Raw genomic sequence first — 25,642 nt, 5'->3', positions numbered from 1 at the left:
CAGAAACTTCTTCAAGGCTGCCGGATATGAGGCCAATTAATCGCGACACGCTTTAGGACGCAGGGCCTAAAGCCGACATCAATCATCATTGACTGAGATCGGCTTCAGCCGCACATTTAGTCTCGCCTGTCTCAGTGAGCTGTTTCACACCGGTGTCTTGCTGGTTGCAGTATTCAATGGCAACCAGGGCTGGAGAGTCATCGACTGGCAGCTGGAACAACCGCAGCTGGGATTATGAGATGGCTAGACTTGCTGTTTCCGACCTGAGGCGAGGAGTTTCAATCCTCCAGGCGAATCCGTCCGATCCCCCGGCTGACGTGCCGGCGCCCGCTGGTTTCGGCCTTCCGTATGGCTTGGCCCGCATTCCGGACGGACGGTTGTTGACAGCCGACCGCAGCCAAAGCCGGATCATCGCCTGCGCCGAAGACGGCACGAATTGGGAAAGTTTCGGGTCGCAGGGTGCCGGGGTCGGCCAGTTTCAAAACCCGATGGGAGTTGCCGTCTCCGACGAGGGACGGATTTTCGTCGCCGATACCGGCAATTTCCGAATAGTCGCCATGGATGCCTTTGACGGAACCGGTTGGCAGACTTACGGCCAGAAAATTGCCGCAGGCTCCGTCGGGCCGGGCAGGTTCGCAGGTCCGGCCTGCATCCAGCACGGACCGGGTGGGCTGGTAGTGGCGGATCCAGCGGCGGCGCGTATCGTGCAGCTTGCTCAGCTCGACGATGCTTATTGGGATGTGAGTTCGCAGGGCACGTTCCGAAATCCCGCCGCGGTCGCCGTGCTGCCCGACGGTACGATCATTGTGGGAGACCTGACCCGCGAAGGACTATCCATCATGGCCTCGCCGTCAGGCGGGATCACGGAGACGATCCTCGGGGATGTCCTGCGCTATCCGGCGGCACTTGCCGTGACAAGCGCGGATTCCTTGGCTGCATTCTTCCTTCCTACGCTTGCGCTCTGCTCTGTTGTTCGCGACGCCTCGGGCTGGAATGTGTCCCTCGATGCCAGGCTCGATCAAGTCGGCATCCGCCGGCCAACCGCCCTCTGCCAGCTGCCTTGAGGACAAGATGAGCGCGTCGATCAGAGTTCTGACCTACAATGTCCAGATGCGGTCGTGGGCCATGGAAGCCGGCGCGCAAGGATCCCTGACGCCATACGAGAACGTCGAGGACCGCGCCAAGCTAATTTCGAAGAGGGTTCTCGGCAGCGAATGGGACTACGACGTCTTGTGCTTCCAGGAAGTATTCGACGAGGACGGACGCGATGCGTTGATCTCGCATCTCAAGGGCAAATACCCGTTCCGCGTCGAGAAGGCGCAAGGTGACTCGGTTTCAACCGTGTGCGCGACGCTTTTGGGTGTTGCCGGCTATGCGGCGACCATTCCCGGCGGCGCCGCGCTGTCGATTGTCGCAGGCGTCATCGGACTGATCCTTATCCCTTTCAGCAAGTTCGAAGACTCGGGTCTGATGATTTTCAGCCGCATTCCGTTCGACGGCATACCGGTCCCAGCCGAGTTGCAGGACATCGTTGGACAGGACAAGATCCCCATCGTCGCGTTCGTGGAATACGAAGACTCGGTTTGGGACGATTCCGCCGCCTCCAAGGGAGTGCTGTACGCCAAGCTCGTGCAGGACGGGAAAGCATTCCATCTGCTGAACAGCCACACACAGGCCGACGCGACCGACAATGTCGAGGCACACAAGGACATACGCCGCAAGCAGCTCAACCAGGCCTTCGATCTCATCAAAACAATGACGGGCAACGTCGAGGATGCGGAGATCCTGATGTGCGGCGACCTCAACATCGACGGTATGAGCCATCCGACCACTGGTTTCCGGCAGGAGTGGACCGAGCGCTTCAACACGCCCGGCGCCCCTTTCACGAAGGTGCTGCACGACTCGTGGATGCACGAACAGTCGCCGGGCGACGTGCGCCTCGGCATGCTGACTTTGCCTGATTGGTTCGACCGGGGAATGACGGTGCACAACCAGCGGCTCGACTACGCGTTGCGCGGTCGTGGCCCACTGAACGGACGGCGGGCGATGCAGCATATGTGCATCGCCTATGACATTGCGACAGACGCGACGAATCCGACGTCCTATGTTAGCGACCATCTTCCGGTCCGCATCGATCTCGACCTTGACCGACCCTTCGCGTCGATCGCCACGTCCGAACAGATCAACATGCCGATCGGAAGCGGCGACAAGATATTCAACGGCTTCCTCGTTGAAGGCCAGATGCACTGGATCTGCATCAAGGATCCCGGCGGCTATGCGATCGACCTTACGCTGGGCGGCCCCGACGTGAGGATGGACATCTTTACCGCCGACAATCTTTCGGTTCCGGTGAAACCATTCAGCATCCAGGACGAAGGCGGGCCGCGCCAGGAAAAGATGACGCGCTTCGCGTTGCCACTTGCTCCGTTCCTCATCCGCGTCGCCCATCCAAGTCGGCGCGGCGAACGACGCTACAGGGTGCGGGTCCATCGCTATGCCGGCACGAGCCGCCTGGACGCCATTCCCCTGCAGCGCAACGTGCCGTTTGTTGCCCAAGCCAAGGTCGGTGCACCGCACTCGCTAAATGACCCGTCCACGCCCGATTTCGATGAGATGGACACGGTCTGGTTCTGCGCGGCGCTCGACACCGAGCCGGATGGCAGCCTGAACGCCAACTCGACCATATCTATAAGCAATTCGGACATGGATGCATTCGGCCTGCTCGTGGTTGCTTCCAAGCCCGGATCGACCGACTTGGCTCTATTGGACAAAGTGGATGCCGGCCCTGCTGTCGTCTCGCAGGTAGGCTATGACCGCCCGCTGAACGGCTATTTTCTGGCGCAACGTCAAGATCCAAGCTTTACTGCAGAGCGCTTCACCATCACGCTGAAGTCGAACGTCAGCTACCTCTACGGCAACCCGAACAACGCCGGCTCCCGCGCCCGGACGATGGCGCGCCTTTTCTGCCGCGACGAGACGGACGGCTTCCTGGGAAGCGAGGCTGGTTCCGATGACATCCAGATCAATGTCAGCGTTGGTGGTCAGCTTCGCGTTCATATCCCAAACGGCGACGAATTGGAGTTCGACGACGATTCGTTCCGCGATCTGCCTCAGATCAACATGGTTCGGTACATCGATTCGGCTGAATTCGAGTTGGTCGAACTGGACGACCTCAGCCCGGCTGACCGGACGTCCATCCAGATACCTTCCTTCGACATGCTGGCCAACACGGATAAAGTTCTGGAGGGAATAGGGGCCAGCCTCACAGTTCAGCTTTCCCTCGTCTTCAACCCGGCTGAAGACGACGATGACGACGATGACGGGGTATATGACCTTCAGATCACCGTATCGTGCGAGCCGCCCCCATAATTGGCGGCGAGTTTCCGTCTTTACCCCATAGACCGTCATCCCGCGGTAATCGCGGAGCGTTCACATCTAGGCGCGATCAAAGTTCAACCGAATGTCGGACTTGAGAAGATTTGCCGCCGGCACCATTGGGGCCGGGTGCAGACCGTCAGCTTCAAGATGCGAATGAGTCCGAGGCGGATGTTGAGGCCCCCGCTTGCATAGTCGCGAATGACCCGAAGCGGTCATCGCGGATGCCAGTTTGGGTGCAGCGTGGCGAAAGAAGAATGGTTCAGTCGAAAAAGCCCGCATCCTCTTCCCTGAGATATTTCCTGGCTGCTTCGGCGTCTATATCGAGGCCCAGCCCCGGGGCTTCCAGCAGGTCCACCATGCTGTCCTTCACGATCTGGGGGGGCAGGCCGATGACGAGGTCCTCCCACCAGGGGTCGGAGGCGCTCGGGTATTCGAAGGCGACGTAGTTGGCGGGCAAGGTGGCGCAGACATTGATCAGCGCGCCGAGGCCGAGCAGGCCGTTCGCGGTGCCATGCGGCGCCATCAGGATCGAGTGCATGTAGGCATGCTCGGCGACCCATTTGAGCTCGGCGATGCCGCCGATATCGGCAGGGTCGGGGCCGATGACGCGCACCGCCTGCGTCTCGATCAGCTCCTTGAAATTGTGCCGCAGGTAGATCTGCTCTCCGGTATGGATTGGCGTCGAGGTGGAGGTGGTCAGCTCCCGATAGGCCTGCGGATTGACCCACGGCACATAATCGCCAGTCAGCATGTCCTCCAGCCACATCAAATTGTACTTCTCGACCGCGCGAGCGAACCTGATCGCATCGGGCAGCATCCAGCCCGGACCGCAGTCGAGCGCTAGGCTGACCTTGTCGCCCAGCACTTCCTTCATCGCGATCACGCAGTCGAGCATGTGATTGAAGCCACGCTCGCTGATCACGCCCTGGTCCATGGCACCGTGATAACCGGCCTTCTTCTGCGTCACGCCGTAGTGGAAGCCGTCGATGGTGTCCTTCATGTTGGAGTGGAACGAGATTCCCTGCTTGACCATGAAGAAGTTCTGCGGCTGCTCCATCATCCATTTGACGTCGGCGGCATAGTCCTCCGGCCGGTCGCCGGCGCGCTTCTGGCGGATCGAGCCATTGTAGACGCGCACCTTGTCGCGCACCTTGCCGCCGAGCAGTTTATAGGCCGGCACGCCCGCGGCCTTGCCGGCAATGTCCCACAGCGCATGCTCGATGGCGGAGACGGCAGCGCCATAGGGCTTGAACGAACCGCGCTGGCGGATCTTGAGCATGACGCGTTCGACGTCGGTCGGGTCCTCGCCGATCAGCGCCTCGCGGAAATGCAGCACAAAGGGCTTGAGGTAGGTCTTGGTGTACTCGACCTCGCCAAGGCCATGGAGGCCCTCGTCGGTGACGATGCGGACGATGGGATGCTTGCCGATGACGGCGCAGCGCAGGTCGGTGATCTTCATGGCGCAGTCCTATTTCACAGACGAGAAAGCTGTCGGCGTGAGCAGCTGGCTGCTGATATTGGCAATGATCTGCCCGTCGCGCTCAGACTCGTCCCGGGCCCTGTGCCATGCCGGATCGGTGACGAAAGCCGCCCATTTCGCCTCACGCTCGGCCAGCGATTCCCAGGCGAGGAAATAGGTGAGGCGATTGCTGTTCTCGCCGATCGCCGTGGTGAAAAACCCGGCTTGGCGGATGCCATGCCTCTCCCAGATGGCCAGCGTTTGGTCGGAAAAGCGCTTTAGCAAAGCCGGCAGCCTGCCCGGCAGGCAGTCATAGATACGCAGTTCGTAGATCATGGTTTCGTCCGTTTCTTTCTTCGCCTCTCCCCTGGGAGAGGTCGACACGAATGGTAGGTCGTTGGCCCTGTGAACCAGGGGCAATGAGGGCGTGGGCTAGAGTGGTTCAGCGTTCGGTAGAATCGCCGAACCACTCTAATTCTTTGTTTTTACGCAATTCCGGACGGAAAACCGTTACACACTTTTCCTGGAATTGCTCTGGGCTAACTCCATGTCCGGTCCCAGCTATATTCATTGTCCCAATGCTCGGTGGATTGCCATATCCCCGTGACACCGGGCTGCAGATGCTGGCTGATCACCTCGTCGACCACATCGTCTATGCCCAGCCCCGGCTTGTCGGGCACGGTGATGAAGCCGTCCTTGACGAGCGGCTTGGGCAGGCCGGTGACGATATCGTCCCACCAGTCGACATCGGCGGAGTGGTATTCGAGCGCCATGAAGTTCTCGGTCGCTGTGGCGACATGCGCGGCGGCCATCGCGGCGATCGGGCTTTCTGCCATGTGGATGGCCATGGCGACGCCGTGGTCCTGCGCCATATCGCCGATCTTCTTGGTCTCGAGGATGCCGCCGCTGGTGAGCAGGTCCGGGTGGATGACCGAGAGGCCGCCGCTCCTGAGCAAAGGCTCGAAAGCTTCCTTGAGGTAGATGTCCTCGCCGGTGCAGATCGGCACCGTGGTGGCGCCCTGCAGCTGTCGGTACTGTTCGGTGTACTGCCACGGGATCACGTCCTCCAGCCAGGCCGGAACGTATTTCTCGATGCGGCGCGACAGGCGTATGCCGTCCTGCAGCGAGATGTGGCCGACATGGTCGATGGCGAGCGGGATCTCATATCCGATGACCTCGCGAACCTCGTGGATATACTGCTCGAGCAGGTCGATCCCCTTTTCGGTGAAATGCAGGCCCGTGAACGGGTGCTGCACGTTCTGCGCATCGTAAGCCAGATTGCGAGCCTTACGCTCCTCGAGCGCGCCGCCACGGCCGCGTGGATTGGCGTGAAACCCTTCGAGCACACCGGCGGGCGCGACCACGGCGCCCGGGACATGGGCGATCTGCATCAAGCCCAGGTCCATCTTGAGGAAGGTGAAACCGCGGCTCATGCGCTCCTTGAGGCGCTTTCCGGTTTCGGTGCCGCTCGGTTTCTCAGCGTCGGTATCGCAATAGACGCGCACCTTGTCGCGAAACTTGCCGCCGAGCATCTGGTAGACAGGGACGCCATAAGCCTTGCCGGCGAGATCCCACAAGGCGATTTCGACCGCCGAGACGCCGCCGCCTTGCCGGCCATGCCCGCCGAACTGCTTGATCCTGCGAAACAGGCGATCGATGTCGCAAGGGTTCTCGCCAAGCAGCCGGCTCTTCAGCATCAGCGCGTAGGTGGCGCTGGCGCCGTCGCGCACCTCGCCAAGCCCGACGATGCCTTGGTTGGTGTAAATCTTGAGCAGCGCCGAGGTGAACGGCGCGCCGACGATCTCGGCTACCCGCATGTCCGTGATGCGAAGCTGGGATGGCTTGGAGTTCGTGTTCACCCGATTGAGCGCTGTGTCGGCTCCACCCGTCTTGGGCATGACTTATCCTCCTTCTGGTGGCTTCCGGTGGCGAGGCTTGTCGCCCGCACTGGCCGGCACAGAGCGTTGCTAGCCCAGTTCAATCTCGTGGGCTTGCAGGTACTCGCGGTTCATCTCAACGCCGAGACCAGGCTTCGACGTCAGCTTGAGGCTGCCGTTCGAAACGTCGAGCGGTGTGTCGATCAAGTGATCGTATTTGCCCAGGTTCCACTCCGACGTTTCGAGTTTGTAGAAGTTGGGAACGGTCATCATCACCTGCGCTCCCGCAACCACGTTGATCGGCCCCGCGGCATCATGCGGCGAGACCGGGATGTAGTAGGCTTCGCACAGGGCGGAAATCTTCTTGAGTTCGGTAATGCCGCCGGTCCAGGTGACGTCAGGCATGATGTAGTCTGCGAGCTTGTTTTCGAGCACCGGCACGAAATCCCACTTCGTGTGGCCGCGTTCGCCCCACGAGATTGCGGCACTGACCTTTTCGCGGACCTGCTTGAGCGCGTTCAGGCTCTCGGGCGGGCAGGGCTCCTCGAACCAGTCGATCTGGCCGGCCTCCTCGAGGCTCCGACAAAGGCGAATGGCGGTGGGAACGTCGAAGCGGCCATGCGCATCGATGAGAATGTCGACATCAGGCCCCGCCGTTTCGCGGATCAGCGCCGTGAGTTCGGCGGCTTCGCGCTCGTCCTTGCGGGTCATGCTGCCATCGAGATAGCCGTCCCGCTGTTCGCGGGACAGGCCATCGGCGGTGCGGCCCTGGTGGGGGAAAGGATCGAACTTGAGCGCGCTGTGCCCGGACTCGACGATGTCCAGGATTTCGCGGACCACAGCCTCGTTGCTGGTAAATTTGGCCTGGTTGGGGTGGGTGTAGAGCGCGATTTTATCGCGTACCGGTCCGCCCAGCAGCTCATAAATCGGCTGGCCGAGGACTTTGCCCCGGATGTCCCAGAGGGCTATATCGATGGCGCTCACGCATTCGACGGCGGCGCCGCGGCTGCCCATATAGGTGAAGCTGCGGAAAATCTTGTGCCACAGATGCTCGATGCGCGCTGGGTCCTCGCCGGTGACGGCGGCACCGATCTGCCGCAGGATCGTGCAGAGCGCGCGGTTGGCGAGCCGGGTGGTGGTGGTGATCTCTCCCCAGCCGCTCACCCCCTCATCGGTCGTCACTTCGACGAACAGGTACTCTCCCCAGTAAGAAGCATCGGATTTGATCAGCCACGGCCGAATGCTCGTGATTTTCATCTCTCAACTACCTTTATCTGATGGTCAGGCTAACGATGTTCCAGCTGGGAAATTCTATCCGGCCCGAGCGGCGTTGCGCGCACGCATCTGCTCGAGAACATGCCGGCCGGAACCCTCGACATGACGGGAAATGAGTTCGGCGGCCTTGTCTGCCTCTCCCGCCTTTACGAGGGCGATGAGTTCGCGGTGCTCGCGCATGATCGCGGCACGCCGTGCCAGCGTGAAACTGAAACGACGGCTCACGGCTCGCAGCACTTCGCGATGCTTCCACCAAAGCTCGGCGGCATGGCGGTTATAGTGCCGCTGGTACATCACCGTGTGGAAGGCGGTATCCAGCTCGCTGTGCCTGAACGTGTCGGCGAAGTTGTTCTCTTCGATCAGCCCCTGGAGACGTTCGAGTTCGGCGATGTCCTCGCTGGTGGCCATGTTCACGAACCATCGCGTCAGGGCCGGCTCGATCAGGACGCCGATCTCGTAGATATCCCGGACAAAATCCTGATCTATGGGCCGGACGCGCGCCCCTCGGTTGGCGACAAAGGTGACAAAGCCTTCTCCCCGCAGCAACTGCAGAGCCTCGCGGACGGGGTTGGTCGAGGTGCCGTGACGCCGGGCGAGATCGGTGACCACGAGCCGTTCGTTGGCGGCGAGCCGTCCCTCGATGATGTCTTCCCTGATCCGTTCATAAAGCGAGGCGCCTTCCTTGGAGGCCCCGATAGGGTCGATCCCCGCCGGCGGCTTGGCTTTAAAATCACTTGTTTCGGCCAAGGCCTGCTCCCCAATTAATACATACTCTGCCCGATATCACACACGGTTTCAGCAAACAATGTACGATCTGACGCGTTGACAGGCAATCCATGATCTGAAAACGTACGAAGTGATCGAAGGGATACATCGAAAAGGAAGCACTGAAAGACGCGTCCCCGCGGTTGAACAAGCAAGGACCGCTCGCCTCGACGCAGAGCGGCATGGGAGAGAACCTGGAGGATACCTATGACGAGGATCACACTCGGCGGTGCCGTCCTGCGCGGCACTGTCTCCGCTGCTTTAATGGTATCGCTGATGTCCGCGTCGGCGCTGGGCGCGGCGCCGGTCGATTTGAGCAAGTGGTCGCCGGAATATGTGCGCTCCATTGCCGGCACACAGGATTTCGATACGGCGGCCGATTGCGGCAAGGTCACCCCGCTCGACTACAAGGGGCGGCTGACCTTCTGGTATCAGGGCGTGTTCGAAGGCGACCCCGACCTCCTGCGCCAGTATTACAAGGAGTTCTTCGAGACCTTCCGCAAGACCTATCCGAACATCCAGCTCGAGGAACAGGCGCTCACCTATAACGACCTTCTCGACAAGTTCCGCACGGCGCTGCTGGGCAATGCCGCGCCGATGGCGGTGCGCCTGCAAATCCTGGGTGGTACCGAGTTCGCCTCGAAGGGCTATCTGCAGCCGCTGAAGCCCGAGGATGTGGGGTATTCGACCGAGGACTTCTGGCCCGGCGCCTTGAAGGCCGTGACCTGGGACGGGGTGAGCTACGGCATTCCGACCAACAACGAGACGATGGCGTTCATCTGGAACGCCGACATCTTCAAGCGCGCGGGCCTCGACCCGGACAAGGCTCCGGCAACCTGGGACGACGTCGTCAAGTATTCCAAGCAGATCCACGACAAGCTCGGCATTGCCGGTTACGGCCTCGTGGCCCGCAAGAATGCCGGCAATACGCCGTACCGCTTCATGCCGCAGCTGTGGGCCTATGGCGGCGGCGTCTTCGACGAAGCCACCGCGAGCCCGACCTACAAGCAGGTCGAGCTCGATAGCCCGCAGAGCAAGGCGGCGCTGCAAGCCTCCTACGACATGTATGTTCGCGACAAGTCGGTTCCGGTTTCGGCACTCACCAACCAGCAGGCCGATAACCAGCCCCTGTTCCTCGCCGGCCAGCTCGGCATGATGATCTCGCACCCGTCCGACTACAACGTCATGCTCGACCTGCAGAAGAAGGCGACGGGCACCGACAAGGACAAGGCGCAGACCGTCATCGACAACATGCGCTACGGCCTCATTCCGACCGGGCCCGACGGCAAGCGCGCCGTCGTCTTCGGCGGCTCGAACATTCACATCCTGAAGCCCGAATATGTCGAGGGCGGCAAGGTGGACGAGCCGGCTGCGAAGGCCATCATCTGCATGTGGACGAGCCCTGAATGGTCGCTGAAGATGGCCTATGCCGGCTCGAACCCGGGCAACCTCAACGGCTTCAAGACCAAGTGGATGAAGGAGCGCCTGGACAACATCAAGTTCCTTGATGTCACGACCTCGATGCTGCCATACGGCATCCCGTTCCCGGCGCTGCCGCAGTCTCCCGAGATCATGAACATCATCATCCCGGACATGCTGCAGAATGCCTTGACCGGAGCGATGACCGTCGATCAGGCAGCGGACGACGCGGCCCAGAAGGTAAAGGACCTGATGGGCGGACTCTAGTCCGAGCCGGACCCACGATCTGACCGGCTGCGCCGATAGTGCGGCCGGTTCGTTCCGAAGAACAAGGGCACGCCACAGTGACGATCGTGACCGGCAAGACCGAGGCTCGCCGAAGATTGAAACCCGGTAAGTCCGGCGTGCTGCGGAAGATCTGGGAGCATCGTGCTGACTACGCGTACGTGCTTCCCGCGATCGCCGTGATGCTCATCGTGATCGCCTATCCGATCTACTACACGATCGAGCTGTCGTTCTTCAGCACGCCGCCCGGCCTGCAGCTCCGCGACAAGACCTTCATCGGCTTCGACAACTACACGGCCATCCTCACCAGCGCGGTGTTCTGGAAGGTCACCTGGAACACCCTGATCTGGACGGTGGGATCCACCTTGATCTCCTTCGTCCTGGGGTTTGCCGCCGCGCTGGCGCTCCACCGCGACTTCTTCGGCCGTGGTGTCCTGCGCGCGATCCTGATCATTCCCTGGGTCATCAGCGCGGTCGCCGCCTCCTATATCTGGAAGTGGATCTACCATTCGGACTTTGGCATCATCGGCGCGGTGCTGGTCGGCCTCGGACTGGCCGACCGGCCGCCGAACTTCATCGACAGCGTCTCAACGGTGCTGCCCTCCCTGATCGTCGTCAACATCTGGCGCGAATTTCCGTTTGCCATGATCATGATGATGGCCGGCCTGCAGACCGTCCCCGACCAGTTGCTGCGCGCCGCCAAGGTCGACGGGGCCAATGCGTGGCAGCGCTTCTGGCACGTCACCTTCCCACATCTGAGCAATGTCTCGACGGTGACGATCCTGCTGCTCGCAGTCGCCAACTTCAATTCCTTCATCATCCCCTGGATCATGACCGGCGGCGGGCCGTCGAACGCATCGCATATCTGGATCACCCACATTTATGAGCTCGCCTTCGGCCGCCAGCGCTGGGGGGTGGCATCTGCCTATTCGGTGCTGCTGTTCGTCATCCTGATGACGCTGGGCTACTTCTACGTCCGTGCGCTGAGCGGCAACGAGCGGAAAGAAGGGGGCGCATGAGCACGATTGCCGAGACAGCCCCTCGAGGCCAGACCCGCCGCCGCATGCGCGTCGACGGATGGCGGTGGGCCGGGCGCATCTTCCTCGTGTTCATGCTGCTTTACACCGCGTTGCCGATGATCTGGATGCTGATCACTTCGATCAAGTCCGGGTTCGCGGCGATGCAATTCCCGCCGCAATGGTGGCCCGACGAGCCTACCCTTGCCAGCTACCAGAAGCTGCTCGATCCGCAGAACAGCGTCGGCCAGGACTTCCTCCGCTTCTTCTGGAACAGCCTTTACGTCTCCACCGTCACGACAATCCTGTCGGTGATCGTGGCTGTCCCCGCGGCCTACGCGTTTTCGCGCTTCACTTTCCCGGGCCGGAACTTCCTGTTCTTCGCCGTGCTGCTGCGCAACATGTTCCCTGCGGTGATCTTTCTGGTGCCGCTCTTCATCCTGATGCGCGCGCTCGGGCTGGTGAACACGCATGGCTCGCTGATCTTGACCTATCTCACCTTCGGCCTGCCGCTGGCGATCTGGCTGCTCAAGGGCTTCTACGACAACATCCCGGTGCAGCTCGAGCAGGCGGCGCGCATCGATGGGGCAACGCGGTTCCAGGCCTTCATCCTGATCGTGATGCCGCTCTCGACGCCGGGAATCATCGCCACGGCGATCTATTCCTTCATCGGCGCGTGGAACGAGTACATCTACGCCTACACCTTCCTCTCCAAGAACGAACAGTTGACGCTGCCGGTCGGCATCCAGCGCTTCTTCTCGGAAAATACGACGGACTTTCCGGGCCTGATGGCGGCCAGCTTCATGATGAGCGTGCCCGTCGTTGTGCTGTTCCTCGTCCTGCAACGATACTTCGTACGCGCCCTTACAGAAGGCGCGGTCAAGCACTAGAGCCGGATGTTTCAGGTCAATTCGACCTGAAATCTGAATCCGGCTCTAAATCAAGGAGATAGAGCATGATGTCGTCCGAAAACCGCTTCACACTTTTTGGCATCATGCTCTAGGGAGTTGCCGATGGCCCACGTGGTCCTCAAAGATCTCGTCAAGACCTATGGCAGCTTCAAAGCTGTCAACAACGTCTCGCTGACGGTCAATGACGGCGAGTTCGTTGCGCTCGTCGGCCCTTCAGGCTGCGGCAAGACAACCACGCTCAATCTCGTCGCGGGGCTGATCCCGATCACATCGGGCGACATCGTCATCGGGGACCGGGTGGTCAACGACCTCGACCCCAAGGACCGGGACATCGCGATGGTGTTCCAGAACTACGCGCTCTATCCGCAGAAATCGGTTTACAAGAACCTGGCGTTCCCGCTGCAGATGCGCAAACTGCCCAGGGACGAGATCGACAGGAAGGTCAAGGAAGCGGCGCGAGTGCTCGACATGACGCAGCTGCTCGAGCGCAAGCCACGCGAACTTTCAGGCGGGCAACAGCAGCGCGTGGCCCTGGGCCGCGCCCTCGTTCGAGATCCGGCGGTATTCCTGATGGACGAACCGCTCTCCAATCTCGACGCGAAGCTGCGCGTGCAGATGCGGTCCGAAATCAAGCGGTTCCATCAGGACCTCAAGGCGACCATCATCTATGTGACGCACGACCAGCTCGAGGCCGTGACCATGGCGGACAGGATGGCCGTGATGAACGGCGGCTATCTGCAGCAATACGATTCGCCGGCGCAGGTTTTCGCCCATCCCGTCAACATGTTCGTCGCGAGCTTCATAGGCAGCCCGGCGATGAGCCTTATTCCGCTGGAGGCATCGACGGCAAACGGCGACACCGTTCTGACGAGCGCGGAAGGCTGGAGCCTCGGGCTGTCGCAACGCAACGCGCGCAAGGTCCAGAAAGCGACCACCAGGAAGGTCGTGCTCGGTGCGCGCCACTCGACGATCAAGCTGCACAAGAGCGCGGTCTCCGGTGCCATTCCGGCCAAGGCCTATACGGTGGAACCAACCGGAGACGTCACCTTCGTGCAGGCGTTCCTTTCCGGCGCCATCGTCAACATCAGCGTGTCCCCCAACATCGCCGTCAAACCCGACGAGCAGATCTGGCTCGAGTTCGACCAGGAGCGGATGCACCTGTTCGACGGCGAAACTGAAATGGCTCTAGAGGCCAACTGAGACAGGGTGGATGCGTTTGGGACGTGGGCGTGGATGACGACGAAGCTCAAGATCACCGCGATCAAGCCCTATCCAGTGTGGGTAGGAACGCGCAACCAGATGCTGGTCAAGGTCGAGACCGACCAGGGCATCTTCGGCTGGGGGGAGAGCGGCTTGAGCGGCCGCGAGAGGGCCGTGGCCGGCGCGGTCGAGCACTATCGCGAATTTCTCATCGGCCGCGACCCGATGCAGATTGGCCGGATCTGGCAGGAGCTCTATCGCAGCCAGTACTTCGAAGGCGGGCGGGTTCTGCAGGCGGCGATTTCGGCCATCGACATCGCGCTGCACGACATCAAGGCCAAGGCGCTGGGGGTGCCGGTCTACGAACTGCTGGGCGGCAAGCAGCGCGACCGCGTCCCCACCTTCGCCTCGACCGGTGACGAGGCCGAGGGCGATGTTGCCATCGAACGAGCCCGCGAGCTGCACGAACAGGGGTGGCAGGCGATCCGCTTCTTTCCCTTTGGGCAAAACAGCAGGGACATCTTCGAGCCGCGCGAGTCGATCGGCGCCACCGCGAGGATGCTGAACAAAGCACGCGAGGAGCTGGGCGACGACGTGGTCCTCGGCCTCGACTATCATCATCGGCTGTCGGTGGCGGAGGCGGCGAGCTTCTGCAACAAACTCGGCCGCGGCGTGCTTGATTTCCTCGAGGAGCCGATACGCGACGAGACACCGGAGGCCTACGAATCCCTGCGGACGATGACCGACATTCCCTTTGCCATCGGCGAGGAATTTGCCAGCAAGTGGCAGTTCCTGCCCTACATCGAGCGCGGCATCCATCAGTTCAACCGGCTCGATGTCTGCAATGTCGGCGGGCTCACCGAGGCGATGAAGGTCGCCGGCTGGAGCGAGGCGCACTATGTCGACCTGATGCCGCACAATCCGCTTGGTCCAGTGTGCACGGCCGCGACCGTGCATCTCGCCGCCGCGGTACCCAACTTCGCATGGCTGGAGACCAGGGTGCCCGAAACAAAGCTGGGCTTCGACAATTCCGACTTCTTCCCCGTGCAACCACGGCTCGACGGGACCGATTATCCGGTCGGTGATCTGCCGGGGCTCGGCGTCGAGGTCAACGAGGCTGCGATCCAGGCGCAGAGCTTGCGTTTCTGGGAAGCGCCTCACCTCAAGCGCCGCGACGGTTCTGTCACGAACTGGTAGTTCCCTTTCAACCGGAGTCCGATAATGACGCATACTCCCGACATCACCCGGCCGCCCAAGGACCTGATCGACGCGCTAAGGGAGATCGGCGCCGCGACGGTTGCCGGCACCCTTGGCCACATGGGGTTCCGCAATCCGCATATGGTCGGTCCGGTGGCGCAGAACCACGGGAAGTCTATCGTCGGGCCGGCGCTGACGCTGCAGTTCCTGCCGCAGCGGCCGGACCTCTTTAGCGAGGGAGAATATGCCGATCCGGAGACGCAGCTGCACCGACACGTGCTCTACCACGCGCGGGAGGGCGATGTGGTCGTGGTCGACGCGCGCGGCGACATGAGTTCGGGCGTCTTCGGCGATATGATGTCGACCTATTTCAAGGGCAAGGGCGGCGCGGGCATCGTGATCGACGGGTGCATGCGCGACCGGCCCAATGTCGAAAAGCTCGATCTGCCCCTGTGGCTGCGCGGCTGGACGCCCAACTACCATGTGCAAACCAGCATCTATCCGAACGCCGTCAACGTTCCGATTGCCTGCGGCGGTGTCACGGTGATCCCCGGCGACATCATCGTCGCCGACGATGACGGGGTGGTGGTGCTTCCCGTCGCGATGGCCGCCAAGGTGATCGAAGAATCCCGGAAGCACCACGATTGGGAAGAATTCTCGCGAATGAAGCTCATGCAGGGCGCGCCGTTGCAACGCTATTATCCGCTGCATGACGATGCCCGCGGAGAGTACGAGGAGTGGCGCAAGACAAACCGCTTGGACAACCCAGGCTAGCGCACCCCGCCGCAACTGCAAGCCTGTTGGACAGGATCAGATCAAGTCGTTGAGACTTGGCGCGTGTCGGCGAAGAAAGTCGATCACCGTGCTGACCCGCTCCGGCGTCAATCGCCGGTCCAGGCGCAGGAAGTTCATCGTGACGTCGGCATCGCGCCAATCGCGCAACACTTCAACGGCCCGTCCCGCCCGAAGATCGGCGGCGGCGAGCCAGAGCGGCGCGCAAGAAATTCCCGCACCGTGCACGACGGCGTTCCAAACCGAGGCTCCATCGTCGAAGACGGCCGAGACCTCTGGCGCGAACTGGATTACTTTGCCACCGGGTTGACGAAACCGCCAGGGACGCACCTGGCCATTGCGCTGGTTGCGGAACCCGATCAGCCGGTGGCCCGCGAGGTCGTCCGTTTGCGCCGGCGGCTCGCGCCCCTCAAGATATTCCGGCGAGGCGCAGACGACCCATGGAAACCTGAACCAAGCCGACTGTACATGACCGGGCACGCGGACCAAAGAGCCGCTGCGGATCGCAAGATCGACCCCGTCCCGGGCGAGGTCGGCCAATTCATTGCTCGCCCGAAGATCAAGCCGAATAGAAGGATGCCGGCGGCCGAACTCGGCGAGCAGCGGCGTCAGCACCTCGCGCATCAAGGCGACCGGTGACGTCACCCGTACCCAGCCGATCGCGCTGTCTTGGGTCTGGGCGCCTGCAGAACGGCTGAACGCGTCGGCGGCACGCACCACTTCGCGAGCCTGCGCGATCAGTTCCTGTCCGTCCTGGGTGAGCGATATGGCGTGGGTCGAACGATGCAGGAGTCTCACGCCCGACGTCTGTTCGAGGCGGACGATCGCCTTCGAGATGCTGGCGGCTGACATCCCCAATTGCCGGCCGGCTTCAGCCAGTGAACCGGCATCCACCGCGGCGACGAAGCATCGGAGCTGAGGAAGAGTAATGTCGGTTTCAGTGATTGCCATGACGCAGCATTACCACCCAGCGCGTGATCTTGGATATCCGCCGCAACCCTTGCGACAGGTCGACGATGACGCATTGTCCCACAAGGGCAACATAGTCTTGCGCGTTGGGCTTCTTCGCGGGCTCCGTAGGGCATCCTATTCTCGGGCCATGAAACTTTCGATCCAAATCGCGCGGCGGCCATGACGTCAATGATTGGAAGCGGTCAGCACAATGCCGGTGGGCTCACCCGCCGCGCTTTCGTCGCCGCCTCGAACCTGGCGGCCGGTTGGACTGCCACCGGACGAACCACGCCCTTCCTGTCATCAGCAAAGTTGAAAAATATGTCAGATCCACGCGTCAGCACCTATGATACCTACCTTTCCGCCTGGTCCGCGATTTCCGATGAAGAGCGCACGAAGCGGCTCCGCGAAAGCCTGTCGACCGACATCGTGTTCGCCAATCCGCTGCAGACGAGGCACGGCATCACCGAGGTGATTGAACATCTGGAAGTGTTTCAGAAGCGGACGCCGGGCGGATCCTTCCGCATGAACAACATGGTTGGCTGGGACGATCATGCGCTTGCCGAGTGGCAACTGGTCGACGGCGCCGGAAATCCCGGCTTTTCGGGCTACGACGTTATCGCGTTCGACGGACAAGGCCTTATCACGACGATCCTGTTGTTCGGAAATCTCGAAGCGCAGAAGCTTGCGTGGCGCCGTCGCCATCCGGCGGAGCTGGCCGTAACCGAATAGGTGCATCGCGACACAGCATCTGTCGTGGAGAAAACCATGGCTCAGCTTCCGATGAAATTTGTCGATGTCTTCGGCTCGCAGCTGGCATATGCCGATTCCGGCGAGGGCCCTGTCGAGATGATCCAGCACGGCAATCCCACCTCGTCCTAACTGTGGCGCAACGTCATTCCGCACGTCGCGCCCCACGATCGAAGCGCCCAATTGTCGATCCGGGAATGTCGGCTAAGGGGAGCCGCGAGCGTCGACCTCAATGGCAGGAATGAGGCGCGTTGCCGCCCGGCGGCCTTGGGTCGACTGCAGACCGTCAGCTCTGGACTGCGAATCTTCAGGAGCGGATAGTTGGCGTGGGCATCGTCGCGCCTGACCCCTTCGGCATGGACGGCGGCCAACGGATTACGCGGTCCGCGACATCTATCGCTCCGTGAAAGCGCGAGCGAAGGAATCGAGCATCGGCCGTGCGAGATACTCGAAGAACGTCCGGTCGTCAGTGTTGATGAACGCCTCGACCGGCATGCCAGGGTAAAGCTGCTCCGCCTTCACGCCGGGCGGCAGGTCGGGGGCAATCTTCAGCTTGGCGCGGAAATAGGGCTCATGCGTAGACCCGTCGATAAGCCGGTCCGCGGAAACCTGTGTCACCGTGGCTGAAATCTCAGGGGTGAGCCGCATGTTCAACGCAGACAATCGCAGTTTTGCCGGCTGGCCGACACGAACCTGATCGATGTCCTTCGTCCGCAGCCGTGCATCGACGATCAGGCCGGATGCCGTGGGCAGGATCTCCATGATCTTTTCGCCGGGGGCAATCACGCTTCCCCTGGAATTGTAGCTGGACGACACCACGATGCCCGCTGCCGGTGCCTTGATGGTCTTGCGCCGCAGCACCGCCTCGGATGCCCGCATCTGTTCTTCAATGTCGGCCAGCGAAGAACGCACATCGTCCAGCTTCGTCAGGGCCTCCTCCACGCGTTGCGTGGTCAGGCGCTCGATCTGTTCCTGGGCTTCGGCGATCTGGGTCATGGCCCCCGCAAGATTTGCCTCCAGCGCCCCTGCCTGCCCGACCAGATCGGCCTCGCTGCGCAAAAGCTGCGAATATTCGCTGCGATTGGTGAGGCCCTTGTCCAGCAGGCCGGTCTTGATGCCGAGCTCCTTCTTCACGATTTCGGCCTGTTGCTGGATGGCGAGTTTCTGGGCCTGCAATCCCACGACCGACTGGCGATGCATGGCAACCCGTTGCGTGAGGATGGATTGTTCCGATCGAAAGCGGGCGAGCCTGGCGTTGAATTCCTTCTGCTGTTCTCGAACCAGAATCTCGAAATCGTGCTGGAACGGTGCTGGCGCAGTCTCCGTGATTGGCGCAAGCCGGTCCAATCCGTCGCGTTCCGCCTCCAGCCGCGAGGCGCTCGCCTCGAGCGCGATCGACTGTCGCGTCAGCCGGTTGAGTTCGGCTTGCGCGGCTGTTGGATCCAGCAGGATCAGATCCTGGGCCTGCTGCACGCGATCCCCTTCATGGACCAGCAACTCCTGGATGATGCCGCCCTCGGGGTGCTGGATGAGGATATTGCCACCCGTCGCCGAGATCGTGCCTTGCGTGATCACCGCACCGGACAGGGGCGCGCTGATCGCCCAATAGCCGAAGCAGCCCGCCAATAGTGCTATTGCGGCGTATCCGGCGAATGCCACCCGTCGGATGTCGGTGCGTGGTCGGCCTTCCCAGGCCAGGCTCTGCGCCGCCATCCTCACGATCCAAAGCGGACGTTATTGGAGGTGCCGCGGATCGTCGTGGCGAACGACCCTGTCACCACCGGGTTGCGCTGTGGGGGAAGGCCCTTGCCGGCGGTCGACTGCCGCAACACGTCGGAGCTTGGACCGAAGGCTTCGACCACTCCACCGCGCAGAAGCATCACGCGGTCGCAGGCGGCGGCGATCGAAGGGCGGTGCGTTATCACGATTGTCGTGACGCCCGCCGCCTTGGCGGCGGAAAGCACCGCTTCGAGCGCCGCTTCGCCGCTGCCGTCGAGATGGGTACTGGGCTCGTCCAGAACGAGAATGCGCGGATTGCCGTAGAAGGCGCGCGCCAGCCCGATCCGCTGGCGCTCGCCACCCGACAGCGTCGTGCCGGATGGACCGATGGTGGCCTGGTAGCCGTCGCGCTGCGCCAGGATCAACTCATGCGCCTCGGCGTGCCTGGCGGCTTCGACGATCGCGGGGTCGTCGGCATCGGGGTCGAAGCGGGCGACATTCTGCGCGATCGATCCGGGAAAAAGCTCCACTTCCTGCGCGAGGTAGCCGAGGTGCTTGCCGAGCTGGTTTTCGTCCCAGGTCCTGAGGTCGGCGCCGTCGATCCTGACCGAGCCACCGGTCGGCTGGAGCGCGCCGACAAGCAATTTCGCCAGCGTGGATTTGCCGGCGCCGCTGGGGCCGATGATTGCCACCGCCTCGCCGGCGCCGATCGCAAAATTCAGCCGCTTGAGGATGGGTTCCGTGCCGAAGGAGGCATTCGGCGCGATGAAGAAAAGGTCCTGCGCGGTGATCGCGCCGGAGGGGTGCGGCAATGTCAGCTTCCGCGCTTCCGCCGGACGGGCCGCAAGCGCGGTCTCCAGCCGCTTCCACGAGCGCCTGGCGTCGACGATCTGCCGCCAGGATCCGATCAGCTGGTCGAGCGGCTGCAGCGCGCGCGACGACACCAGCGAGGACGCGAAGATCATGCCGGCCGTCATCTGCCCCTGCAGCACCAGCCATGCGCCGGCGCCCAGTATTGCCAGCTGCAGCATCATGCGCAGCGCCCGCGACACCGCGCTGAAGATGGCGTTGGCGCTCGATGAACGGTCATGCAGGATGAGCGCTTGCGCGACATGCCTGCCCCATGCCTCGGCGGCGGCTTGCACCATGCCCATGGCGCGCAGCGTGTCGGCATTGCGGGCAAAGGCCTGCTCCGCCTGGCTCGCGGCGGCCGAGCGTTCCGCCGACAGGGCATCGTTCCTGCCGATGGCAAGCTGATTGGCCACGACCAGAAGAAACAAGAGCACCGCGCCGGCGAGCGTCAGCCAGAACAGCACCGGATGGATGAGATAGAGCAGGGCGAGAAAGACAGGAGCAAAGGGCAGGTCGAACAGCACCGCCACGCCGCGCGACCTGATGAAGGCGCAGACCGCGGCAAGGTCGCGCAGCGGCGACAGGCCGCCGCCGGCATATTTGGCGCCAAGCGAGGCAGCGAATGTCGTCGCCCCCAGTTTCTGATCGACCGTGGCGGCGACGCGCTGCGTGTAAATGGCGCGGACCGCGTCCAGCAAACCGAGGAAGGCGAGCGCGACAACCGCCATGGCCGACAGATAAAGCAGCGTCTCGACGCTGGAGGATGGCAGCACGCGATCATACACCTGCAGCAGATAGAGCGGGATCACCAACAGCAGGATGTTGATCAGCAGCGAGAAGACGCCGATATCGGCAATGGCGCGCATGAACACCGACCGCAGGCCCTGCTGCCTCGTCGCATCCCTCAACGGCGCATGATCCCTCGACATCGCACTGGTCGCCTAGACCGTGTGCTCGCTTGTTATGCTCAGATGGCTCTGCTGCACATCGTCCAGCGTGTAGGCGCGGATATAGTCGATCTTCATTTGTGCCGGCGTCGCCAGATGATCGGGAGGCGCGCCGGCGAAACCGCCGACCGCGAGATCGACCAGCATGTACATCGGACTATGCATGTCCGACGGCGTCGCGGCTTCGGCGACCTTGACGCCATCATAAGTCCAGATCAGCTGGTCCGGCGTCCACAGTAGGCCGTAGGTGTGGAAGCCATCGGTGTTCGAAACATTCACCGTGGACGAAATCTTGGTGTGCTGTCCCGTCTCGTTGGTGTGCGCCGTCATGACAAGTGTGTTCGGGTCCTGGCCGCGCATTTCGAGCACGTCCAGCTCCGGCGGCCACGAGCCGTCTTCCGGCAGCAGCCAGAAGGCCGGCCATGCTCCGGCCGTTTCGGGCAGGTCGGCGCGCATTTCGAAATAGCCATAGGTCTGCGAGAAGGAGTCGTGGGTCGTCAGGATCCCGGACGTGTATTCGTAATTGTTGATGAGCGGCTTGATGTCGTCCGGGGCCTGCGCCGCAGTGATGGTGAGAACGCCGTTTGCCACGCTGAACGGATGGACCGAACTCGTCGGGCCGTAATTGGCGTCGATGTACCATTGCAGCTCGCCGTTCTGGGGCAGCGTGCTGCCGTTCGGAGCGCCCCACCAGAAGTTGGAATCCCAGGTGCCGCTGTGGCCGTTCCAGAGGCTCAGCGTGCTGAAGTAGTCGGCGAAGGACACCGTCATGCCCGTCTTGTCGATCGGCAGTTCGAACTGGGCGGGCTGAAACTTGTCGATCGTGGTGTTGTTGAACACCAGCACCTCGCTGGAGCCGAGGTTGAGCTGCACATTCGCTCCCACCTGGACCATGTTGGCCTGTACGGCCTCGAACGAGGTGAGGGCATAGCCATTGAGGCGCACCGTGTCCGTCGCGCCGAAATCGAAGATCAGGTCGCTTCCGTTGCCCTTCGAGACGATGAAGACGTCGGCGCCGTCGCCGCCGATCAGGACATCGTTGCCCTTGCCGCCATCCAGCGTCTGGCTGCCGGCGCCGCCCGTGATGATGTTGTCCAGAACATTGCCGAACGCGTAGCGGCCATCGCCGGTGACGACGAGGTTTTCGAAATTGGCGGGCAGCTTGTAGCTCATCCAGGTGTCGATCGTGTCGACACCTGCCCCAGGATCCTCGACCGCCTTGTTGATCGTGGAATAGAGATGATAGTAGTCGTCGCCCGCGCCACCATACATTGTGACATTGACACTGCTGTCTCCCCAGAAGGAGTCGTTGCCGGGCGTGCCGTGCAGTTCCGGTCCGGACCCGGTTGCCGAGAACCAATGGGTGGAAGCACCGGTGTAGGGAAGAGGGATGCCTTTGGCGTTCGTGACGGTGCTCATCAGAAATCCTTCCTCGTGGTGCCTGGCCTGCTCAAATCATTCGATAAGAGTCGCGGCGACCGCTTCCCGAGCAACGTTGCAACGAACAATATCGTTCCAAGGGAATCGTCACCAAATCCACCATAACATCGACCATTCGGAAGACATACCCTGAATAAGTAGCAAATAGTCGATGCCAGGGCCGACAGTATGACCTGATGATCAGGAAGATATTGATTAAAATTTTGCATATGTGCCAAAAATATAGGCAGATTTGCTTTGATGAAGCTGATTAATATTAGTTCGTGCTAACATTTTGGGGCGCGAATCTGAGGACTGGGGCTGCGGGGTACAGCTAGACCAGGCCAGTCGGGAGCCGTCCTGCGGCCCGACGAGATGCAGGGCGTGTTCGGTGGAGCAGGGGAGTTTGGCGGTGTGAGGCAAGGGGCAGGGCGGGTCAGAAGCCGGGGAGCGGGGACAGCAACGAGCCAAGAGCCGGCATCCGTCTGCGTCCGCTATACGCCATGGCGGGCGCCCGGCCGCTTCGCAAAGCGCAAGGGTGATCCGTACCGGACGTCGCGACGTAGAATGCGGGTAATTCATGCGGAGAACTGGCCCATGAAAAGAAAGACCGTATTCGTGACGTCCATGCTCGTTTGCTCGATCGCGCATGCGGACGCTCTGTCCGATGCCCGTGGCGTCTGGTTGAGGGACGACGGCAATGCCCGCGTCAGAATTGCCCCATGCGGACAGAAGCTGTGCGCAACCAATTTGTGGATCGGTGACACCAGCAAAGGCGAAGACGTTGGCGACAAACTGATCATGACGCTGAAGCCGAACTCCGACAGCACGTTGAAGGGGACCGCATATGACCCCAAGCGAAAGCTGACCTTTTCGATGACGCTGCGGGTCGCCAGCAAGGGGTTGACGACGCGCGGCTGTGTGGCCAGCGGCTTGGTCTGCAAGAATACCAGCTGGACGCCGGCAAAGTGATCCAGGCCCCATGATGAACGGCAGATCAGGTTCGGCGCCGACGATCGTGCTCTTCCGGCGCGACCTGCGCATGAGCGATAACGCCGCGCTCGCGGCAGCGGTCGACCTCGGGTCGGTCTTGGCGCTCTACATTCAGGATGAGGAGAACGAGAATGTCAGGCCGATGGGTGCGGCAAGCCGCTGGTGGCTGCACCATTCACTGGATGCGCTTGGCCAGAAGCTGCAGGCTTCCGGCGCAAGACTTATTTTCACGCGGGGCCGAACACGCGATGTGGTCGCCAGGGCCATCGCGGCGAGCGGGGCCAAGCGTGTGCACTGGAACCGCCGCTACGAGCCGGCCGAGGCGGCAGTGGACGCGGCCCTGAAAACCGACCTTCGCGAAGCCGGCCTGATTGCGCAAAGCTTCGAAGGCGCGCTGCTCCACGAACCGTCCCTGCTCAAGACTGGCTCGGGCGGCTACTACAAGGTCTACACGCCGTTTTGGAAGGCGCTGAACGGCGGGGCCGATCGACGCGATCCGATCGATGCCCCAAAATCAATCAAGGGTTGGAACGGCAAGTTTGAAAGCCTGTCACTGAACGATCTCGCCCTGCTCCCTAAAAAGCCAGACTGGGCAGGCGGACTTGCCGGTCGATGGACCCCCGGCGAAGACGGCGCTTGGCAAAGACTGCAGGCGTTCGAAAAAGACGATCTGCCCGACTACGAACACCAGCGCGATATGCCTGCCCTTCAGGGTACCTCGCGCCTCTCGCCACATCTGGCGTTCGGCGAGATCACGCCCTTTCAGATATTCGCCGCGCTGCACCAGTCGCACGAGGCAGGAGCAGCGAAGTTCCGAAAGGAGATCGCCTGGCGGGAATTCTCCTACCATCTCCTGTTCCACAATCGAGATCTGCGCGAGCGCAGCTTCCGTCCGGAATTCGAGGGCTTCTCGTGGCAGCACGACGCACCGGCGCTCAAGGCCTGGCACGACGGGAGGACCGGATATCCGATCGTCGATGCCGGCATGCGCGAACTTTGGCAGACCGGATGGATGCACAACCGCGTGCGCATGATCGCCGCCTCCTTCCTCATCAAGGATCTGATGATTGACTGGCGCGACGGCGAGAAGTGGTTCTGGGACACTCTGGTAGATGCGGACCCGGCGAACAATCCCGCGAGCTGGCAGTGGGTGGCCGGCTCGGGAGCCGACGCCGCGCCCTACTTCCGTATTTTCAATCCCGTCCTTCAGGGGGAGAAATTCGACCCGCATGGCGACTATGTGCGCCGCTACGTGCCCGAAATTGCCGCGCTGCCGGACCGCTATGTCCATCGGCCATGGGATGCACCCAAGTCCTTGCTGGAAGAAAAACAAATCGAGTTGGGCAGGGACTATCCGAAACCAATCGTCGATCACGGCGCTGCCCGGGACCGGGCGCTGGCCGCCTACCATTCCGTCAGGGGCAAGGCCGACACCAAAGAAAACAGGGAGCCTTCATGACCCGCTATCTCGTCGCTTATGTTTCCAGCCTCCTCATATTCCTGGCTATCGATGCGATCTGGTTGACGACGATGTCGCAGCGCCTCTATCGCCGATATCTCGGTGACATATTGGTGGAAACATTCAGCCCTGTTCCGGCTGCTCTTTTCTACCTGATCTATGTCGCCGGCATCATCATCTTCGCAACGGCACCCGCCTTTGCAACCGGCAGGTGGACCACGGCCGCCATCTATGGCGCGCTCTACGGGTTTTTCGCTTACGCCACCTACGACCTGACAAACCAGGCAACCATACGCGGTTGGCCCGTGGCAATTACGATCGCCGACATATGCTGGGGTTCGCTGCTCAGTGCCACGACGGCGGTGCTGGGCTTTCTTGTTACCCGCTATTTCCTGCGCGGTGCCTGACGTCGCTTTTCCGAAGCAGCGACAACGCCGGAGAGCAGAAGGCCGATGAACACGATCAGCGTCGCGGCGCTCAGTGCATTGAGCCCGACCATCGCGGCGTTGTCAGCGGCACTATAGGCAGCCAGCGGCAGACCGTAGAAACGGTCGGGAATGAAGTATACGCCGGCGCTAAACGCTATGATCGCGAGGCCAGCCGCACGCTCGGACGGCCTGAACAAAGCCGCGCCTATCAATGCGCAGGGAATGAGAAATATCTCCACGCCCGAGCCTGTCCCGAAGGCTTTGGTACTGATGATTCCGTTTGCGATACCTGTCATCGGCAGCATGAGGCGCCCAATCATCGGGTGGCGCCTTGCGACAGCCGGAACCGCCAGGAAGAAAGGGGTCGACAGGAAGGTGAGAAAGGACGGCGCGATCTTGTCCGCGCCAACGACAGCCCAGAGATAGAGCGGATAGAAAGGTTGGTTCCACGCAACCACGATTGCAATCCAGTTGGCGGCAACGGTCAATGGATCGCTGTGCGCGGCATAGGCGTTCAACCAGCGCCACAGGCGTGCGAGGCTTTTCATCG

Annotated in this window: 22 protein-coding genes; 12 read left to right on the top strand and 10 right to left on the bottom strand. The window is 61.7% G+C overall.

Features of this window, described 5'->3' with window-relative positions:
• Nucleotides 1-239 precede the first annotated feature (239 nt).
• Together NR193_RS29205 and NR193_RS29200 are read left to right on the top strand one after the other, a co-directional pair.
• Nucleotides 240-1,064 carry an NHL repeat-containing protein gene (locus NR193_RS29205; RefSeq protein WP_256754158.1) on the top strand — a complete coding sequence of 275 codons (825 nt, stop codon included), beginning with the start codon at nt 240-242 and terminating at the stop codon, nt 1,062-1,064.
• 7 nt (nt 1,065-1,071) lie between these two features.
• Nucleotides 1,072-3,369, top strand: a complete 2,298-nt coding sequence (locus NR193_RS29200) for an endonuclease/exonuclease/phosphatase family protein (protein WP_256754157.1) — start codon at nt 1,072-1,074, stop codon at nt 3,367-3,369.
• 268 nt (nt 3,370-3,637) lie between these two features.
• On the opposite strand, the gene NR193_RS29195 is transcribed toward NR193_RS29200, so the two are convergent.
• The 5 genes from NR193_RS29195 to NR193_RS29175 all read right to left on the bottom strand — a co-directional run bounded on the left by NR193_RS29195 (nt 3,638) and on the right by NR193_RS29175 (nt 8,736).
• Nucleotides 3,638-4,837: a mandelate racemase/muconate lactonizing enzyme family protein gene (locus tag NR193_RS29195; protein WP_256754156.1), complete on the bottom strand. Its 1,200-nt coding sequence runs from the start codon at nt 4,835-4,837 to the stop codon at nt 3,638-3,640.
• 9 nt (nt 4,838-4,846) lie between these two features.
• A complete protein-coding gene (locus NR193_RS29190; RefSeq protein ID WP_095486584.1) occupies nt 4,847-5,173 on the bottom strand; it encodes an NIPSNAP family protein in 327 nt (108 codons plus the stop codon).
• A gap of 203 nt (nt 5,174-5,376) precedes the next feature.
• Nucleotides 5,377-6,735, bottom strand: a complete 1,359-nt coding sequence (locus tag NR193_RS29185) for a mandelate racemase/muconate lactonizing enzyme family protein (RefSeq protein ID WP_256754155.1) — start codon at nt 6,733-6,735, stop codon at nt 5,377-5,379.
• Between the two features lie 69 nt (nt 6,736-6,804).
• The gene (locus tag NR193_RS29180; protein ID WP_256754154.1) at nt 6,805-7,971 is read right to left on the bottom strand and encodes a mandelate racemase/muconate lactonizing enzyme family protein; all 1,167 of its coding nucleotides are present in this window, start codon (nt 7,969-7,971) and stop codon (nt 6,805-6,807) included.
• Nucleotides 7,972-8,025: 54 nt separating this feature from the next.
• On the bottom strand, nt 8,026-8,736 hold the full coding sequence (locus NR193_RS29175; protein WP_256754153.1) for a GntR family transcriptional regulator: 711 nt from the start codon (nt 8,734-8,736) through the stop codon (nt 8,026-8,028).
• Nucleotides 8,737-8,961: 225 nt separating this feature from the next.
• On the opposite strand from NR193_RS29175, the gene NR193_RS29170 reads away from it, so the two are divergent.
• The 6 genes from NR193_RS29170 (at nt 8,962) to NR193_RS29145 (ending at nt 15,556) form a co-directional block, all read left to right on the top strand.
• A complete protein-coding gene (locus NR193_RS29170; protein ID WP_256754152.1) occupies nt 8,962-10,440 on the top strand; it encodes a sugar ABC transporter substrate-binding protein in 1,479 nt (492 codons plus the stop codon).
• 77 nt (nt 10,441-10,517) lie between these two features.
• The gene (locus NR193_RS29165) at nt 10,518-11,477 is read left to right on the top strand and encodes a carbohydrate ABC transporter permease (protein ID WP_256754151.1); all 960 of its coding nucleotides are present in this window, start codon (nt 10,518-10,520) and stop codon (nt 11,475-11,477) included.
• Nucleotides 11,474-12,364 carry a carbohydrate ABC transporter permease gene (locus NR193_RS29160; protein ID WP_091581481.1) on the top strand — a complete coding sequence of 297 codons (891 nt, stop codon included), beginning with the start codon at nt 11,474-11,476 and terminating at the stop codon, nt 12,362-12,364. The genes NR193_RS29165 and NR193_RS29160 overlap by 4 nt, the downstream gene beginning before the upstream one ends.
• A gap of 123 nt (nt 12,365-12,487) precedes the next feature.
• On the top strand, nt 12,488-13,585 hold the full coding sequence (locus tag NR193_RS29155; protein WP_256754150.1) for an ABC transporter ATP-binding protein: 1,098 nt from the start codon (nt 12,488-12,490) through the stop codon (nt 13,583-13,585).
• Nucleotides 13,586-13,618: 33 nt separating this feature from the next.
• Complete coding sequence (locus NR193_RS29150; protein WP_256754149.1) at nt 13,619-14,782, top strand: mandelate racemase/muconate lactonizing enzyme family protein; 1,164 nt, start codon at nt 13,619-13,621, stop codon at nt 14,780-14,782.
• 24 nt (nt 14,783-14,806) lie between these two features.
• Complete coding sequence (locus NR193_RS29145; RefSeq protein ID WP_256754148.1) at nt 14,807-15,556, top strand: ribonuclease activity regulator RraA; 750 nt, start codon at nt 14,807-14,809, stop codon at nt 15,554-15,556.
• A gap of 36 nt (nt 15,557-15,592) precedes the next feature.
• Here NR193_RS29145 and NR193_RS29140 read toward each other — a convergent pair whose 3' ends face one another.
• Nucleotides 15,593-16,525 carry a LysR family transcriptional regulator gene (locus NR193_RS29140; RefSeq protein ID WP_256754147.1) on the bottom strand — a complete coding sequence of 311 codons (933 nt, stop codon included), beginning with the start codon at nt 16,523-16,525 and terminating at the stop codon, nt 15,593-15,595.
• Between the two features lie 321 nt (nt 16,526-16,846).
• On the opposite strand from NR193_RS29140, the gene NR193_RS29135 reads away from it, so the two are divergent.
• Nucleotides 16,847-17,257: a nuclear transport factor 2 family protein gene (locus tag NR193_RS29135; RefSeq protein WP_256754146.1), complete on the top strand. Its 411-nt coding sequence runs from the start codon at nt 16,847-16,849 to the stop codon at nt 17,255-17,257.
• A gap of 411 nt (nt 17,258-17,668) precedes the next feature.
• On the opposite strand, the gene NR193_RS29130 is transcribed toward NR193_RS29135, so the two are convergent.
• The 3 genes from NR193_RS29130 to NR193_RS29120 are packed head-to-tail and all read right to left on the bottom strand — an operon-like array spanning nt 17,669 to nt 22,212.
• Nucleotides 17,669-18,988 carry an HlyD family type I secretion periplasmic adaptor subunit gene (locus tag NR193_RS29130; RefSeq protein WP_256754145.1) on the bottom strand — a complete coding sequence of 440 codons (1,320 nt, stop codon included), beginning with the start codon at nt 18,986-18,988 and terminating at the stop codon, nt 17,669-17,671.
• A 2-nt stretch (nt 18,989-18,990) separates the two neighbouring features.
• Complete coding sequence (locus NR193_RS29125; protein WP_256754144.1) at nt 18,991-20,775, bottom strand: type I secretion system permease/ATPase; 1,785 nt, start codon at nt 20,773-20,775, stop codon at nt 18,991-18,993.
• Between the two features lie 12 nt (nt 20,776-20,787).
• The gene (locus NR193_RS29120; RefSeq protein WP_306280638.1) at nt 20,788-22,212 is read right to left on the bottom strand and encodes a family 16 glycosylhydrolase; all 1,425 of its coding nucleotides are present in this window, start codon (nt 22,210-22,212) and stop codon (nt 20,788-20,790) included.
• A 597-nt stretch (nt 22,213-22,809) separates the two neighbouring features.
• Between NR193_RS29120 and NR193_RS29115 the strand changes: the two genes are divergently transcribed.
• From NR193_RS29115 to NR193_RS29105, 3 genes are read left to right on the top strand one after another with little or no spacing between them, the layout of a single operon-like run.
• Nucleotides 22,810-23,184: a DUF2147 domain-containing protein gene (locus NR193_RS29115; protein WP_256754143.1), complete on the top strand. Its 375-nt coding sequence runs from the start codon at nt 22,810-22,812 to the stop codon at nt 23,182-23,184.
• A 13-nt stretch (nt 23,185-23,197) separates the two neighbouring features.
• The gene (locus NR193_RS29110; RefSeq protein ID WP_375162749.1) at nt 23,198-24,664 is read left to right on the top strand and encodes a cryptochrome/photolyase family protein; all 1,467 of its coding nucleotides are present in this window, start codon (nt 23,198-23,200) and stop codon (nt 24,662-24,664) included.
• Nucleotides 24,661-25,071, top strand: coding sequence for a DUF2177 family protein (locus NR193_RS29105; protein WP_256754141.1), 411 nt, complete (start codon nt 24,661-24,663; stop codon nt 25,069-25,071). The genes NR193_RS29110 and NR193_RS29105 overlap by 4 nt, the downstream gene beginning before the upstream one ends.
• Here NR193_RS29105 and NR193_RS29100 read toward each other — a convergent pair.
• A complete protein-coding gene (locus NR193_RS29100; protein WP_256754140.1) occupies nt 25,050-25,640 on the bottom strand; it encodes a hypothetical protein in 591 nt (196 codons plus the stop codon). The genes NR193_RS29105 and NR193_RS29100 overlap by 22 nt on opposite strands.
• Between the last annotated feature and the right edge of the window lie 2 nt (nt 25,641-25,642).

The sequence above is a fragment of the Mesorhizobium sp. Mes31 genome (assembly GCF_024519675.1).
Lineage (GTDB): Bacteria > Pseudomonadota > Alphaproteobacteria > Rhizobiales > Rhizobiaceae > Mesorhizobium.
This window is presented reverse-complemented; position numbering and strand designations above follow the sequence as displayed.

Coding starts and splice junctions, on each gene's coding strand:
- NR193_RS29205 (WP_256754158.1), top strand. CDS start 240: ATGGCTAGACTTGCTGTTTCCGACCTGAGGCGAGGAGTTTCAATCCTC.
- NR193_RS29200 (WP_256754157.1), top strand. CDS start 1,072: ATGAGCGCGTCGATCAGAGTTCTGACCTACAATGTCCAGATGCGGTCG.
- NR193_RS29195 (WP_256754156.1), bottom strand. CDS start 4,837: ATGAAGATCACCGACCTGCGCTGCGCCGTCATCGGCAAGCATCCCATC.
- NR193_RS29190 (WP_095486584.1), bottom strand. CDS start 5,173: ATGATCTACGAACTGCGTATCTATGACTGCCTGCCGGGCAGGCTGCCG.
- NR193_RS29185 (WP_256754155.1), bottom strand. CDS start 6,735: ATGCCCAAGACGGGTGGAGCCGACACAGCGCTCAATCGGGTGAACACG.
- NR193_RS29180 (WP_256754154.1), bottom strand. CDS start 7,971: ATGAAAATCACGAGCATTCGGCCGTGGCTGATCAAATCCGATGCTTCT.
- NR193_RS29170 (WP_256754152.1), top strand. CDS start 8,962: ATGACGAGGATCACACTCGGCGGTGCCGTCCTGCGCGGCACTGTCTCC.
- NR193_RS29160 (WP_091581481.1), top strand. CDS start 11,474: ATGAGCACGATTGCCGAGACAGCCCCTCGAGGCCAGACCCGCCGCCGC.
- NR193_RS29155 (WP_256754150.1), top strand. CDS start 12,488: ATGGCCCACGTGGTCCTCAAAGATCTCGTCAAGACCTATGGCAGCTTC.
- NR193_RS29150 (WP_256754149.1), top strand. CDS start 13,619: ATGACGACGAAGCTCAAGATCACCGCGATCAAGCCCTATCCAGTGTGG.
- NR193_RS29145 (WP_256754148.1), top strand. CDS start 14,807: ATGACGCATACTCCCGACATCACCCGGCCGCCCAAGGACCTGATCGAC.
- NR193_RS29140 (WP_256754147.1), bottom strand. CDS start 16,525: ATGGCAATCACTGAAACCGACATTACTCTTCCTCAGCTCCGATGCTTC.
- NR193_RS29135 (WP_256754146.1), top strand. CDS start 16,847: ATGTCAGATCCACGCGTCAGCACCTATGATACCTACCTTTCCGCCTGG.
- NR193_RS29130 (WP_256754145.1), bottom strand. CDS start 18,988: ATGGCGGCGCAGAGCCTGGCCTGGGAAGGCCGACCACGCACCGACATC.
- NR193_RS29125 (WP_256754144.1), bottom strand. CDS start 20,775: ATGTCGAGGGATCATGCGCCGTTGAGGGATGCGACGAGGCAGCAGGGC.
- NR193_RS29120 (WP_306280638.1), bottom strand. CDS start 22,212: ATGAGCACCGTCACGAACGCCAAAGGCATCCCTCTTCCCTACACCGGT.
- NR193_RS29115 (WP_256754143.1), top strand. CDS start 22,810: ATGAAAAGAAAGACCGTATTCGTGACGTCCATGCTCGTTTGCTCGATC.
- NR193_RS29110 (WP_375162749.1), top strand. CDS start 23,198: ATGAACGGCAGATCAGGTTCGGCGCCGACGATCGTGCTCTTCCGGCGC.
- NR193_RS29105 (WP_256754141.1), top strand. CDS start 24,661: ATGACCCGCTATCTCGTCGCTTATGTTTCCAGCCTCCTCATATTCCTG.
- NR193_RS29100 (WP_256754140.1), bottom strand. CDS start 25,640: ATGAAAAGCCTCGCACGCCTGTGGCGCTGGTTGAACGCCTATGCCGCG.